15 protein-coding genes are annotated in these 12,963 nt (G+C 60.5%); 5 read left to right on the top strand and 10 right to left on the bottom strand.

Annotated features, from left to right (window positions below):
* Positions 1 to 91 precede the first annotated feature (91 nt).
* The 4 genes from C4J86_RS08820 to C4J86_RS08805 all read right to left on the bottom strand — a co-directional run bounded on the left by C4J86_RS08820 (position 92) and on the right by C4J86_RS08805 (position 2,943).
* Entirely contained in the window at positions 92 to 598 is a 507-nt protein-coding gene (locus C4J86_RS08820) for a universal stress protein (protein ID WP_124366373.1), read from the bottom strand.
* Between the two features lie 65 nt (positions 599 to 663).
* A complete protein-coding gene (locus C4J86_RS08815) occupies positions 664 to 1,581 on the bottom strand; it encodes a 5'-nucleotidase (protein WP_124361901.1) in 918 nt (305 codons plus the stop codon).
* Between the two features lie 16 nt (positions 1,582 to 1,597).
* Entirely contained in the window at positions 1,598 to 2,560 is a 963-nt protein-coding gene (locus C4J86_RS08810) for a putative 2-dehydropantoate 2-reductase (protein WP_124370120.1), read from the bottom strand.
* Positions 2,557 to 2,943, bottom strand: a complete 387-nt coding sequence (locus C4J86_RS08805) for a thioredoxin (RefSeq protein ID WP_124361899.1) — start codon at positions 2,941 to 2,943, stop codon at positions 2,557 to 2,559. The genes C4J86_RS08810 and C4J86_RS08805 overlap by 4 nt, the downstream gene beginning before the upstream one ends.
* Between C4J86_RS08805 and C4J86_RS08800 the strand changes: the two genes are divergently transcribed.
* Both C4J86_RS08800 and C4J86_RS08795 read left to right on the top strand, forming a co-directional pair.
* Positions 2,942 to 3,376, top strand: a complete 435-nt coding sequence (locus C4J86_RS08800; protein WP_124370119.1) for a PilZ domain-containing protein — start codon at positions 2,942 to 2,944, stop codon at positions 3,374 to 3,376. The genes C4J86_RS08805 and C4J86_RS08800 overlap by 2 nt on opposite strands.
* Positions 3,377 to 3,507: 131 nt before the next feature.
* Complete coding sequence (locus C4J86_RS08795; protein ID WP_124361897.1) at positions 3,508 to 4,584, top strand: 3-deoxy-7-phosphoheptulonate synthase; 1,077 nt, start codon at positions 3,508 to 3,510, stop codon at positions 4,582 to 4,584.
* Between the two features lie 62 nt (positions 4,585 to 4,646).
* Here C4J86_RS08795 and C4J86_RS08790 read toward each other — a convergent pair whose 3' ends face one another.
* Positions 4,647 to 4,928: a GNAT family N-acetyltransferase gene (locus C4J86_RS08790; RefSeq protein ID WP_003233387.1), complete on the bottom strand. Its 282-nt coding sequence runs from the start codon at positions 4,926 to 4,928 to the stop codon at positions 4,647 to 4,649.
* Between the two features lie 612 nt (positions 4,929 to 5,540).
* On the opposite strand from C4J86_RS08790, the gene oprI reads away from it, so the two are divergent.
* The gene (gene oprI, locus C4J86_RS08785) at positions 5,541 to 5,792 is read left to right on the top strand and encodes an outer membrane lipoprotei OprI (RefSeq protein WP_003172710.1); all 252 of its coding nucleotides are present in this window, start codon (positions 5,541 to 5,543) and stop codon (positions 5,790 to 5,792) included.
* Positions 5,793 to 5,890: 98 nt separating this feature from the next.
* Here oprI and C4J86_RS08780 read toward each other — a convergent pair whose 3' ends face one another.
* The 3 genes from C4J86_RS08780 to C4J86_RS08770 form a co-directional block, all read right to left on the bottom strand.
* Positions 5,891 to 6,856 (bottom strand): L,D-transpeptidase family protein, encoded by a 966-nt coding sequence (locus C4J86_RS08780; protein WP_124370118.1) that lies wholly within the window; start codon positions 6,854 to 6,856, stop codon positions 5,891 to 5,893.
* A gap of 80 nt (positions 6,857 to 6,936) precedes the next feature.
* The gene (locus C4J86_RS08775) at positions 6,937 to 7,230 is read right to left on the bottom strand and encodes a hypothetical protein (protein ID WP_057722836.1); all 294 of its coding nucleotides are present in this window, start codon (positions 7,228 to 7,230) and stop codon (positions 6,937 to 6,939) included.
* A 58-nt stretch (positions 7,231 to 7,288) separates the two neighbouring features.
* The gene (locus C4J86_RS08770) at positions 7,289 to 7,894 is read right to left on the bottom strand and encodes an arylesterase (RefSeq protein WP_124370117.1); all 606 of its coding nucleotides are present in this window, start codon (positions 7,892 to 7,894) and stop codon (positions 7,289 to 7,291) included.
* 10 nt (positions 7,895 to 7,904) lie between these two features.
* Here C4J86_RS08770 and C4J86_RS08765 point away from each other — a divergent pair, with 10 nt between their 5' ends.
* Positions 7,905 to 8,588: an ABC transporter ATP-binding protein gene (locus tag C4J86_RS08765; RefSeq protein WP_065885127.1), complete on the top strand. Its 684-nt coding sequence runs from the start codon at positions 7,905 to 7,907 to the stop codon at positions 8,586 to 8,588.
* Positions 8,588 to 11,098, top strand: a complete 2,511-nt coding sequence (locus C4J86_RS08760; protein ID WP_124370116.1) for an ABC transporter permease — start codon at positions 8,588 to 8,590, stop codon at positions 11,096 to 11,098. Before C4J86_RS08765 ends, C4J86_RS08760 begins: the two co-directional genes overlap by 1 nt.
* A 45-nt stretch (positions 11,099 to 11,143) precedes the next feature.
* On the opposite strand, the gene greB is transcribed toward C4J86_RS08760, so the two are convergent.
* On the bottom strand, positions 11,144 to 11,617 hold the full coding sequence (greB, locus tag C4J86_RS08755) for a transcription elongation factor GreB (protein WP_065892558.1): 474 nt from the start codon (positions 11,615 to 11,617) through the stop codon (positions 11,144 to 11,146).
* Positions 11,618 to 11,742: 125 nt separating this feature from the next.
* Positions 11,743 to 12,756, bottom strand: coding sequence for a hypothetical protein (locus C4J86_RS08750; RefSeq protein WP_124370115.1), 1,014 nt, complete (start codon positions 12,754 to 12,756; stop codon positions 11,743 to 11,745).
* Positions 12,757 to 12,963: the final 207 nt, after the last annotated feature.

Raw genomic sequence — 12,963 nt, 5'->3', positions numbered from 1 at the left:
CCCTCAAAGCAGATAGACGCCACGGGTATCAGCGACGGTATATAACTATATTAAAGGTAAGATATATAAATCTAGAACTTTTTATCGTTTTTTACCGATCCCTATCATCGCTGCGTCGACGTTGCAGCGACGGCACCAGGTAAACCGGCACGCTCGCCAGCTGCAGCAACCGTGCGGCGGTACGCCCAAGCGGTGTCGCCGCCGCGCTGGCTTGGCTATGACTCCCTACGATCAACAGGTCCACGGAAAGTTTATGCAGTTGGTCGAGAATCACCTCGCAAGGGTCGCCCTGGATCACCCGCACCGAACGAATCAACTCCAGGTCCTGCTCTCCGTCCCCCAACTCCTCGCGAAAGCTGTCGAGCACCCGCTGCTCGATCGTTGCCATGACCGTGCTCAGCCCCTGGCTCTGCCATTCGCTGAGCGCCTTTTCATCAAGGTAGCTCTGCAACACCGACTCTGCGAACAGCCCGATGGGCTCTACCACATGAATCACATACAAATCTGCCTTGAACGTTCGCGCCAACGCCAGGGCATGTTGCATGACGTACGGCGCATACAGGCCAAGATCCGTGGCGTACAGTATCGAACGAATCATAGAACCCCCTGGACTGCCAGGATGGCGGAGATTAAATCAGCTTAGCAGCGCCCAGGGGGTACGACTCAGCGCTCGCCCTGGATTTTCAACTCATTACTGATGCCGTGCGGCACATGCCCGGTGGCCACGACCTGCCTGGCTCTTTCGCAATGGCCGGCCTGGTCATCGAAGAACACATCGGCGGCGAATGCTTCCAGGAACGCGGATTTATCCAGGCCACCCAGGAACAGCGATTCATCCAGGCGGATATCCCATTCGCGCAACGTACGAATGACCCGCTCGTGGGACGGCGCCGAGCGCGCGGTGACCAATGCGGTGCGAATCGGGCAGGCCTCGTCGGCGAACTCACGCTGCAACAGGTTGAGTGCCGCGAGGAACCCCTTGAACGGGCCACCGTGCAAGGGCTGGCGCGCCGACTCGCGCTCGCTGGCCTGGAATGCTTCCAACCCGCCAGCCTGGTAGACGCGCTCGGACTCGTCGGAAAACAGCACCGCATCACCATCGAAGGCGATGCGCAATTCCTCGCTCGACGCCCGACGCGCACCACCGGACAAAATAGTCGCCGCCGCAAAACCGGCGTCGAGGGCACTGCGCACATCCTCGGCATGGGTCGACAGAAACAGATGACAACCAAAAGCGGCCAGATACGGATAGGGACTACGCCCTCCGACGAAAGCGGCGCGGGAAATATCCAGACCGTAATGCTGGATCGAGTTGAACACTCGCAAGCCGGTATCGGCGCTGTTGCGTGACACCAAGACCACCTCGACACGGGCACGCCCGAGGCTGGCGTTGAGGCTCAGCAGTTTCTTGACCAGCGGAAAGGCATCGCCGGGTTCGAGGATTTCCTCCTCGTGCTCGATCTGGTATTTGCGATAGGGCTCAACCCCTTCGGCGAGGTACACCGTGTGGCTCTCGCTCAAATCGAACAAGGCCCGCGATGAAATCGCCAGCACCAGTTTGTCGCTCAATCCTGTCGCCATGTGCTTGCCCCCCGAATCAGCGAGTGTGCCGATCAATAAAACTCAAGGCCTGGTAAAGCGCCTGCATGCGCGGCAATTCGCAGCCGGCCGCTCTGGCGGCAGCCAGCGGTCGGGCGTAGATGGCCTCCAGTTCCAATGGGCGCTTGTGCGCGTGATCGTGGTACATGCTGGGCAGGTAGTCGTCCATGGTTTCGGTCATGGCGAACATCTGCTCGGCGTAACTTGCCGCAATGTCATGGCCGCAGGCGCGGGCGCCCTGTACCACTTCGGCCATCAGCGCTTGAATCAGCGCGCGGCTGGACTCATCCGCCATCATCGCGCGGGTCCCCGTGCCCAGCAAGACGGAGAGGCCGTTGAACGGCACGTTCCACACCAGCTTATGCCAGCGCGCCTGATGCACGCTGGCCATGGCCTGGGATTCGATGCCCGCTTGATGAAACAGAGCGGCCCCCTCTTCGACAATCGCTTGCTGGCGCGCTTGATCGTTGGCTGCCATGCCACTGTGATAGCCCAGATTGACCCGCCCGAGCGCTTGATGCTCGACGACGCCCGGCGCAGCGCGATGCACGCCGATGTAGCACAGGCCACCCAGCAAATGCAGCGACGACGGCAGGTGCGCGCGCAGGCTGTCTTCCACATCCAGTCCGTTTTGCAGCAGCACCACCTTGGCGTCCGGCGCCGCAACCTGGGCGAGGGTCGGCGCCAGCTCGGGGTTGCCGGTGGATTTGGTCCCCACCAACAACCAATCGCACGGCGGCATATCGGCAGGGCTGGCATACGCTTGCACCGGGTGCAGGTGCAGGTTGCCATGCACGCTACTGTTGACGCGCAGGCCGTGCTCGCGGACCGCCGCGTATTCGCTGCGCAGCAGGAAATGCACATCGAACCCGGCACGCGCCAGCATCAGGCCGTAGAAACCGCCAATGGCACCGGTGCCAATGATGCCAATGCGTGGCGAAGGGTGTGCAAGTGCGGTCATGGCAAATCCTCTGGTGTGCGGGTGAGCGCCTGGTTTATCGCGTCGACAAGGTCGGGCGGTGTAAGACGCGTCTGTAATTGCCCAAGAAATTGACCCTCGCACACGAGGAACAACGCGGGCAAATGAAAGATCTGGTAACGTTCGACCGCGCCGCCGTTGTGCCCGGCATCCACCCAGCACAGCCGGTCCACCGGCAAGCGCCAGCCCGGCAACTGCTGGCGTGCCCAGCGGCAACTGGAACAACCGACACTGGTAAACACGACCAGCGAACACCCTGGCAGCCCCAGCAATTGCTGGTCGATATCCAGGTCGGTCAATTCCAGTTGTTTCACTATACTGCTGCCACTGCCGTCCATTGGACGGTGTTCGGAGTCCGTGTACATGGGTCGTTTTCTACCTCACCCTGATGATGTCGCTGTCGAGTTGATCCAACGTCCCTCTCCTGCCCTGCCCTCCCAACGCCTGCGCACTATCGGCCGTGGTGGCATTGCCTGCAACTGGCCGCGTGCCTGGCGCCCTGGCACGGCGGTGGACCTGCATATTCCCTCCCTGGGCGCCAGCGCCCGCTATCCAGGCTATGTCGCGTGGTGCCGCAGGGTGGAGGCCGGCTATCGCATCGGCATCTGTTTTGCCGACGAACATGCACTGTTCGGCGCACGAATGGGTGAGCAAGTGTGCCAGATCGAACGCTACTGCCGCCTGCACGACGCCGCCGAGCCCACGCCCCAGCAACTCGAAGCCCTGGCTCGCGACTGGGTATCGCGCCACGCCAATGAGTTCTCCCATGAGACGGTTGTGCAGCCAGTGCTGGATTAAAGCGGGCTTTGCCCATTGTCGCGGGCCCGTGTTACGCGCTAAGGTTCCTCCCCCCTGCATCCAAATCATGCTGTGCTCCGCCGCACGGGGATGGCTGGCGGCCGGCACCCGTGACCCTGACGAGTAACACGATGGCTGATTTACCGATCAATGACCTTAACGTTGAATCCAACGAGACCCTGATCACGCCCGATCAGCTCAAGCGCGAAATCCCCCTGAGCGACGCTGCCCTGCAGACCGTCACCAAGGGCCGCGAAGTCATCCGTGACATTCTCGACGGCACCGACCACCGCCTCTTCGTCGTGATCGGGCCTTGCTCGATCCACGACCTCAAGGCGGCCCACGAATACGCCGAACGCCTCAAGGTGCTGGCGGCGGAAGTGTCCGACACCTTGTACCTGGTGATGCGCGTGTATTTCGAGAAGCCGCGTACAACGGTCGGCTGGAAAGGCTTGATCAACGACCCGTACCTGGACGACTCGTTCAAGATCCAGGACGGCTTGCACATCGGTCGTCAACTGCTGCTGGACCTGGCGGAAATGGGCCTGCCCACCGCTACCGAAGCGCTGGACCCGATCTCCCCGCAGTACCTGCAGGACCTGATCAGCTGGTCGGCCATCGGCGCCCGCACCACCGAGTCCCAGACGCACCGCGAAATGGCGTCCGGCCTGTCCTCGGCCGTGGGCTTCAAGAACGGCACCGACGGCGGCCTGACGGTGGCGATCAACGCGCTGCAATCGGTCTCCAGCCCTCACCGCTTCCTGGGCATCAACCAGGAAGGCGGCGTGTCCATCGTCACGACCAAGGGCAACGCCTACGGTCACGTGGTGCTGCGCGGCGGCAACGGCAAGCCCAACTATGACTCGGTCAGTGTTGCGCTGTGCGAACAGGCGCTGAACAAGGCCGGGATCAAGCCCAACATCATGGTTGATTGCAGCCACGCCAACTCCAACAAGGACCCGGCCCTGCAGCCGCTGGTGATGGAAAACGTCGCCAACCAGATCCTCGAAGGCAACCAGTCGATCATCGGCTTGATGGTCGAGAGCCACCTGAACTGGGGTTGCCAGGCCATTCCAAAAGACCTGGCCGACTTGCAGTACGGCGTGTCGATCACCGATGCGTGCATCGACTGGGCCGCTACCGAGAACACCCTGCGCAGCATGCACGCCAAGCTCAAGGACGTATTGCCCAATCGCAAACGTACCTGAAGCTGAATCAGGCACACACAAAAACGCCGGGCTAAACCCGGCGTTTTTTTATGGCTGCTCGTTCAGAGCTTTGCGGCATGGCGCTGGTGGCGCTCCATGTAGCGTTCCACATAAGAACAGGACGGGATGACCGTATAGCCTGACTCTTCGGCGAACTTCAACGCCTCTTCGGTCAATGCGGCCGCAATGCCACGCCCACGCAACGCGTTGGGCACGAACGTACGATAGATATCCAGGGTCTGTTTCCCGAGGTCCATGTAGGTCAGATAGGCACGATGACCGTCCACATTGGTCTCGAACTGATGACCAGCCTGGTCATGGTGGATGGACAACGCCTCGCTCATCACTACTCCTCGCGGGTCTTGAATATTGACCCTACCTTACCGATGTTTTTCCGGCGAAGGAACATCTACGCCACCCCGTGCCGGTTTCGACAACGAGAAAACCCTGAGCGCTCACACCTGCACGTAGGGAATAGTAGGCACCAATCCAGCAATTGCTCAAGGCACACTCGTCATCCCCTGCCACAGGTGCAATATTAGAAAGCGCCTCGATCACCCGGTGATCGAACGCCTGAACATTGCCGGCAGTTGAAGCGTGAGACGAACTGGCGCCGTTAAAGTCACCTCTAGATGAGCGAAAGATGCCCGGTGCGAGACAACCCACCGCAACGAAAGTGCCGGCTTGGATATATAAAATTTCATCTGTTTACACCGCTCGACGCATGCGGGCCGGCCCTTTCAGCCTGGATCCAATCTTCGGCAGAATGGAAAAATCTGGCGGGTTTTTATACAAACCTTCAAAAGATTAGCCAAAATAGATTCGGTGCAAGAATTTTTTTTGCTTCTTGCGCTACGTCAGTTTACTTACTACAAGTAATGGGTAGTATGTACGCCGGCTATTAGCTCACTCTGAGACAGTAGCCATCTAATAGAAAGTCCTTGAAGGGGAACACGATGAACAACGTTCTGAAATTCTCTGCTCTGGCTCTGGCCGCAGTTCTGGCTACCGGTTGCAGCAGCGTCTCCAAAGAAACCGAAGCTCGTCTGACTGCAACGGAAGACGCAGCAGCTCGCTCCCAGGCTCGTGCAGACGAAGCTTACCGTAAAGCTGATGAAGCGCTGGCTGCTGCTCAAAAAGCACAACAGACTGCTGACGAAGCTAACGAGCGCGCTCTGCGCATGCTTGAAAAAGCAAGCCGCAAGTAATAATCCCTCGGGGTTGTTATCAAGCCGATCCATTTATGGGTCGGCTTTTTTTTACCTGAAATCCGCTGCGCTTGACGGCATGTGCGGGCTTGAGGGTTTTATTGAAAGTCCACCGGCGCGCTGGACGCGACAGGCGCGACGCCAGGCACACCGATTTCAGTCGGCAAACCATCCTCCGCCGCCACCACATCACGCACCTGATCCCAATTCACCCGCAGGCTATTGGCCAGGTCCTCACGCTTGAGCAAGGCATTGATCACCGCCGTGTGCTTGTCGACCACCGACGGCGTGCCATCGTCGTTCAACGGCGTATGGGCTTCCAGGTAGACCTTGCCGCCGGCGCTGCCGAACTTATAGGCGTCGTTGATGATGCGTACCGAGGTGCCGACCGGCACCATGCTGGCCATTTCCAACACGTTGTTGTTGAACATACGGAAGCAACCGTGGCTGGTACGCGTGCCGATACCAAATTTCATGTTGGAGCCATGAATCAGATAACCCGGCGTGCCCAGGGTGAACTTGAACGGGCCCAACGGGTTGTCGGGGCCGGCAGGCACCACGTTGGGCAGCGGGTCACCGTTGGCGGCGTGTTCGGCCTTGATCGAGGCGGGCGGTGTCCAGGTAGGGTTCGGCGTCTTCGCGATGATGCTGGTATGGGCAATGGGCGAGCCCCAGCCTTCACGACCAATCCCCAACGGAAAGGTGTAGACCACGTTCTGACCCTTGGGGTAGTAGTAGAGCCGATATTCCGCAAGGTTGATCACAATGCCTTCGCGCGGGCCCGGCGGCAGGATGAAACGCGTCGGCAGCACGATGTCCGTCCCCGCACCTGGCAGCCAGGCATCGACGCCCGGGTTGGCCGCGACCATTTCCGAATACCCCAGGTCATACGTGGTGCCCAGGTCGGCAAACGTATCTTCGTATTTGGCCTTGATCACCTGGACCTGGCCGACGATGTCCTCACCAGGGGGCGGCAACGGCAACTGCAAGGCTTGCGCCGCGCCGGCCGCACAGAGCGCGGCAAGAGACAGGCAGCAGGTAACGACGGAGAGGCGCGACAACATCCGGAAAATCCTTCGCAGACGACGGTAGGAAAAAACTGATTGTATACGTGAAGCGAGCGCCTGGCATCAAGCCGACCGCGCTAGAGCTCGAAGCGCAGCTCTGGCCAGATCGGCGGTGTACCGCGCTTTTGCGACTCGAGAATCGCCCTGCACAACGGGCACAGCCGCTGGTCCTGGAAGATCGAACGATCCACCGAGGACCAGAGCGGTTGCGCCGGCAATAAGGTGCCGCAGAGCGTGCGGTCAATCGAGCCGCCCAACTCCAGTTGACGCGCCACCAGATGCACCCGGACTTCCTGGCAGGCGAACAGATCCAGCTGTTCGTCCGGCTCGATCAGTTGGTAATTAAACAGGGACCAGGCAGGACGCGACATCAGGGGCTCCAAATCGGGGGGGCGCCACCTTAGCCGAAAGCCTGCCGGTAGAAAAGCGTCATAACAGCGGTTTTAGCGTTGGCCAGACATTTTCCAGCAACTTGCCCTGGGCCGGGACTGCCGGGTGCAGGCCGTCCGCTTGCATCAGGTCGGGATGACCGCCCACCCCCTCCAGGAAAAACGGCACCAGCGGCACCTTTTTTTCCTCTGCTACTTCGCCGAATACCTTGGCGAACGCTTCGACGTAACGCTTGCCATAGTTGGGAGGAATCTGCATGCCCAGCAGCAGCACCTTGGCACCGCTGTCCTGGGACGCCTGAATCATCGAAGCAAGATTTTGTTTCAATTGCGCCGGCGGCTGACCACGCAGCCCATCGTTGCCGCCCAACTCGATCACCACCACATCCGGTTTATGCGCTGCAAGCGCCGCAGGCAACCGCGCGAGGCCTCCGGCACTGGTGTCGCCACTGATCGAAGCATTCACCACTTTATCGTCAAAACCCTCCTGCTTGAGCCGTTGCCCCAGCAGGGCAACCCACCCTTTGCGGGTATCCAGGCCGAAACCGGCACTGATACTATCGCCAACGATCAGGACTGTACCCGCCGCTGCGTTCTGGGCCATGCACATCAAGGCCAGGCCAGCACTCAAAAACCACATTCGCATCGGATTCTCCATGGGCGCAAGCATTCTCACCGCGCGAAACCTCAGCAAAGTGGTTCCCAGCGCGGAAGGTGAACTGACTATCCTGCACGAACTGAGCCTGGAACTGAACAAGGGCGATAGCCTGGCTATCGTCGGCAGCTCCGGTTCCGGCAAATCCACCCTGCTCGGCCTGCTGGCCGGCCTTGACCTGCCCAGCAGCGGTGAAGTCACCCTGGCGGGCCAAGCGTTGAGCAGCCTCGACGAAGACCAGCGCGCGCGGATCCGTGCCGAACACGTGGGCTTCGTATTCCAGTCCTTTCAGTTGCTCGACAGCCTCAATGCACTGGAAAACGTCATGCTGCCACTGGAGCTCGACGGCCGCAAAGATGCCCGCGAGCGCGCCACGCATCTGCTGGAGCGCGTCGGCCTTGGCAAGCGCCTGACCCATTCGCCGCGCCAGCTGTCCGGCGGCGAGCAGCAACGTGTGGCGATTGCCCGCGCGTTTGCCGCCGAGCCGGACGTACTGTTTGCCGATGAGCCCACCGGCAACCTCGACAGCCACACCGGCGAGCGCATCAGCGACCTGCTGTTCGAACTCAATAAAGAGAGCGGCACGACGTTGGTACTGGTCACCCATGACGAGCGCCTGGCCCATCGTTGCCGACGCCTGATCCGCCTTGAAGCCGGCCTGATGGTCGCGCCCCTGGAGCCTTGATGGCACGCCTGCCGTTGTTACGTCTGTTCAGCCTTGCCATGCGCCAATTACTGCGCGATGCCCGCGCCGGTGAACTGCGTGTATTGTTCTTCGCGCTGCTGGTGGCCGTGTCCGCCAGCACCGCTATCGGCTATTTCGGCGCGCGCCTCAACGGCGCCATGCTGTTGCGCGCCACCGAGTTCCTGGGCGCGGACCTGATACTCGAAGGCAGCTCGCCGGCCCGCCCCGAGCAGGTCAGGTCCGGCACCGAGCTGGGCCTGGATCATGCGCGCATCGTCGAATTTTCCAGTGTTATCGCTGCGGACAACGGCATCCAGCTCTCCAGTATCAAGGCGGTCAACGAGCAGTACCCACTGCGTGGCGAACTCAAAAGTACGGGTGAGCCTTTTGGCGCCGAAACCCCAGGCGGCGGCCCCAAACCCGGTGAAGCCTGGGTGGAAGCGCGGCTGCTGACAGCGCTGGACCTGAAGGTCGGCGACAGCATCGACGTGGGCATGAAGACCCTGCGGCTGGCACGCATACTGACGTACGAGCCCGACCGCGCCGGCAATTTCTACAGCCTCACGCCCAGGGTAATGATCAACCTGGCGGACCTGGATGCCACCGGCGTAGTCCAGCCTGGCAGCCGCGTGAGCTATCGCGAACTGTGGCGCGCACCACCGGGCAGCACGGCGCTGCAAACCTATCGCGACCTGGTCAAGCCGGGCCTGGCGGCCAACCAGCGCCTGCAGGACTCGCGCGATGGTAACCAGCAGATCGGCGGTGCCCTGGGCAAGGCCGAGCGTTACCTGAATATGGCCAGCCTGGTGGCGGTGTTACTGGCCGGCGTGGCCGTGGCGCTGTCGGCCAACCGCTTTGCCAGCCGCCGCTTCGACGCCAGCGCCCTGCTGCGCTGCCTGGGGTTGTCACGACGCGAAACCATGCTGCTGTTCAGCCTGCAACTGAGCGTACTGGGCCTGTTGGCGAGCCTGGCCGGCGCCCTCCTCGGCTGGCTCGCGCAATTTGGTCTGTTCTACTTCCTGCACGACCTGTTGCCCGCAGACGTGCCACCTGGCGGGCTGCTACCGGCCGTTGCAGGGATCGGCACCGGGCTGGTTGCCCTCGCCGGCTTCGCCCTCCCGCCCCTGGCCGCACTGGGCCGGGTGCCGCCGCTGCGGGTACTGCGTCGTGACCTGCTGCCTATCCCCTCGAGCACCTGGATGGTTTATGGGGCGGCGCTCTTCGCCCTGGGCCTGATCATGTGGCGCCTGAGCCTCGACCTGGTGTTGACCTTCGCGTTATTGGGCGGCGGCGTGGTAGCCGCACTGATCCTCGGCGGGTTGTTGCTGCTGTTATTGCAAAGCCTGCGCCGGTTACTTGCGCGCGCCTCCTTGCCGTGGCGACTGGGCCTGGGGCAATTGCTGCGGCATCCACTGGCCGCCGCCGGCCAGTCCCTCGCGTTTGGCTTGATCCTGTTGTCCATGGGCTTGATCGCCCTGCTACGCGGTGAACTGCTCGACACCTGGCAGAACCAATTGCCCAAGGATGCGCCCAACTACTTCGCGCTCAATATCCTGCCAGCCGACAAAGACGCCTTTGGCGCCCGCCTTCTGGAAGTCCAGGCGCAATCGGCACCGCTCTATCCCGTCGTGCCCGGTCGGCTGATCAGCATTAACGGCGAACCCGTACAAGAGATTGTCAGCAAGGATTCCAGCGGTGATCGCGCCGTGCAACGGGACCTGAGCCTGACCTGGGCGGCCGACTTGCCCCCAGGTAACGTACTGACGGCGGGTGCCTGGTGGACCGCGCAACCGGGCGATGACATTCCCGGGGTGTCGGTGGAAGCCAAGGTGGCTGAAAGCCTGAAACTCAAGCTCAACGACCATCTGGTATTCACCATCGGCGGGGAGAATCGCGAGGTACGGGTCACCAGCCTGCGGACCATCAACTGGGATAACTTCCAGCCCAACTTCTTCATGATCTTCCAACCGGGCACCTTGAAGGATTTGCCGACCACCTACCTGACCAGCTTCTACCTGGCGCCTGGGCATGACCAACAGATTGTCGACCTCTCCCGAGCCTTCCCGGCCGTCACTATCCTGCAGGTCGAGGCCCTGCTGGAGCAGCTGCGCAGCATCCTCGCCCAGGTGACCCTTGCGGTGGAATACGTACTGCTGTTCGTGCTCGCCGCGGGCATGGCCGTGCTGTTTTCCGGTTTGCAGGCCACCCTGGACGAGCGAATCCGCCAGGGTGCGCTGCTGCGTGCACTGGGGGCCGAGCGCAGGCTGCTGATCAAGGCCCGGCGCATCGAGTTCGGCCTGCTGGGGGCGGTCAGTGGTTTGCTGGCGGCACTGGGCACGGAACTGGTGACCTGGGTGTTGTACCGTTATGCCTTCGATCTGGCCTGGCACCCTCACCCCTGGCTGTTGCTGCTGCCAGTGATCGGTGCGGTGCTGATCGGTGGCGCCGGGGTATTCGGTACACGCCGTGCGTTGAACGCCAGCCCGCTGACGGTGCTGCGCGAGGGCTGAAACACGAATGGCGCTTGCTCCACTCGGAGCAAGCGCCATTCGTTGCTATTTCACATATTCAATCCGGGTAATCCACCAGCACACCTCACCGCCGGGGGTCTGCACGATGGCTTCATCGTCCACCTCTTTGCGCAGCAGCGCACGCGCCATGGGAGAGTCGATAGAGATGTAATCCATCCGGTCGTAGATCTCGTCATACCCCACAATGCGAAAACGCTTGGTCTCGCCCTGCTCGTTCTCGACATCGACCCACGCCCCAAAAAACACCTTGCCCTCCTGCTCGGGCATGTATTCCACCACGCGCATATCTTCGAGGCGTTTGCGCAGGTAGCGCACCCGCCGATCGATCTCACGCAACAGCTTCTTGTTGTACTGGTAATCCGCGTTTTCGCTGCGATCTCCCAGAGAAGCCGCCCACGTCACCTTGCGCGTCGTGTCCGGGCGCTTCTCACGCCAAAGGTAGTCCAGCTCCTTTTTCAGCGCTTCATGGCCTTCTTTGGTAATCAGCTTGGTACTCAAACGCGCACATCCCCAGGCAATGTCCATTAGTGTCGACAGGCCACGGCATCATACCCTGGCGTCGGCTGGCGGGGAGCGATGATAAATCAACGGCGCAAAGTTTCCAGATCGACAGGCTCATCGACTCAGCCCTGTCCATCGAGTACCTGGTCCAGTTCAACGAGCGTGCCTTGCAGGCGCTGTCGCATCAGCGATAGCTGCGACATCATCAGCACCATTTTTTCGGTCTTTTGACTCACCTCCAGTTCTTGCTCCTGCAGTCTCGAATGGCGTTGGTCCAACGCCCGGCTTTTTTCATCCTGCTGGGTCTGCTGTTGTTGCAGCCGAGCCTGCCACTGTTCAAGCATCTCTTCGCGTTCGGTAACGGCCTGTTTTTTCTGCGTCAGTTCCTGGGCAACCCTTGCGAGATTGCTCAGCGTACTGTCTATCTCGAGCATGGAGGTATGCTCTCTAGGAGAGAGGGAGGACGACGGGGTTCCGAGGTGTTCTGCCTGAACGGACTGCGCTCGAGGTTCGGCTGGCACCTGCGGCACCTCCGGCACCTCGGGTTCCGTGACCGGTGAATGAGGTGGCTCTTCAACGAGGGCTTCTTCCACTGGCGGCGGGGCGGACTTGGGCTGGCTCTTGCCTCGGGGCGGTGCAACCATTTGCGATGAAAAGCGAATGGAAGGCACGATGACTGCGCTGCTTTCGATCGCAGGCGCAGCAGGGGCGGACATGCCCAATGTAATCACCTTCATCACCAGCGCTTTCTTGACGATCACCGAGTGATGGTCCTCGGGCCTGGCAGGCGGCAACCTGCAGCCTTTCAGGTCAATGAAATGAAACGGAACCTGAGATTCGCTGAGGGCGCTGTCCTTATTGCCCGATGCCGCCGCCATCATCAGGATTTGCTTGAAGACTTGCATCGCTACTTGCAAATCGTCTTTGGACTCGACGCCGCCAAGGAAATACCGCTCGAGTTTTTTGCGCAAGGCCGCGATATACACCCTGGAATGACCAGGCTCGGCTTCTTCATCAAGGCTATACACCAGGAAGTTGGAAGCAGTCTGTTCGACAGCGAACCCACACAGCAGTGCGCCGTTGACCGGGGCATTCTCGCCGCTGCGCTCAAGAACAAGGGTACGTAAAAGCATCATGGCAGTCAGGCCTCATTATAAAAAGAAAACCTTATATAAATATCAGACAAATATCCGACCATTATTAAGTACTCAACACACAACAATTGTTTCAGTACGTAATCAACTCAAACGTAGGACTTTACTTATTAAGTGCACCCAGCGTTCCCAAGCACGGGTATTGAACGTAGTCTTTTTAAGGCACCGCCACACACTAACAAAACTTTC

The organism is Pseudomonas sp. R2-7-07, from assembly GCF_003852355.1.
Taxonomy (GTDB): domain Bacteria; phylum Pseudomonadota; class Gammaproteobacteria; order Pseudomonadales; family Pseudomonadaceae; genus Aquipseudomonas.
Note: the sequence above shows the minus strand (reverse complement) of the source record. Positions and strands in the feature narration are given on the sequence as shown.